The 902-nt window shown below is 44.9% G+C and carries 1 protein-coding gene; it reads left to right on the plus strand.

What is annotated here, in order from left to right; genetic code table 11:
- Positions 1 to 134 precede the first annotated feature (134 nt).
- Entirely contained in the window at positions 135 to 737 is a 603-nt protein-coding gene (locus tag A3739_RS20145; RefSeq protein WP_068479869.1) for a peroxiredoxin, read from the plus strand.
- Positions 738 to 902 lie beyond the last annotated feature (165 nt).

The following is a 902-nucleotide window of genomic DNA, read 5'->3' on the forward strand; positions in this document are numbered from 1 at the left end:
TCTGAAAAATAAGCGCTATCTCTTATTGGACAACCAGCCTAGTCGTTGTACCATAAGTCGACTTTGTACATCGCTTGAGGCGTAAAGCGTCTCTGACAAATATCAAAAACGCAATCAACATTTGGAGATAATAAATGAGCGTATTAGTAGGCAAGCAAGCCCCTGACTTTACTGTTCCAGCAGTTCTTGGCGACGGTTCTATCGTAGACGAGTTCACCCTATCTGAAGCTATCAAAGGCAAGTACGGTCTTGTTTTCTTCTACCCGCTAGACTTCACGTTTGTTTGTCCATCAGAGTTGATCGCTCTTGATCACCGTATGGCTGACTTCAAAGAGCGTGGCGTTGAAGTGATCGGTGTTTCTATCGACTCTCACTTTACGCACAACGCATGGCGTAATACTCCAGTTAATGATGGTGGTATCGGCCAAGTAGGTTACACATTAGCTGCAGATATGGCGCACGACATCTGTAAAGCATACGACGTTGAGTCAGAAGGCGGCGTTGCTTTCCGTGGTGCTTTCTTGATTGACAAAGAAGGTTTGGTTCGCTCGCAGATCGTTAACGATCTACCACTAGGTCGTAACATGGACGAGCTAATCCGTTTGGTTGACGCTCTTCAGTTCCACGAAGAGCACGGTGAAGTTTGCCCAGCTGGTTGGAACAAAGGTGACAAAGGTATGGATGCTTCTCCTGATGGCGTTGCAGCTTACCTTTCTGAGAACTCAGACACTTTGTAATTCCTGTTTAAATATGGGAATAAAAAAGCCGAGCATTGCTCGGCTTTTTTGTGCGTCGAAGACTCTTAAATACCGATCTTTTGATCAAGTGGCCAACCCCCAAGTTTTGACCATTTATTGATGATGGTACAAAACAGCTCAGCTGTTTTCTCTGTGTCGTATTTT

This window comes from Oleiphilus sp. HI0067, from assembly GCF_001635735.1.

Excerpts from the sequence above, each read along its gene's own strand:
- A3739_RS20145 (WP_068479869.1), top strand. The coding sequence starts at position 135 with ATGAGCGTATTAGTAGGCAAGCAAGCCCCTGACTTTACTGTTCCAGCA.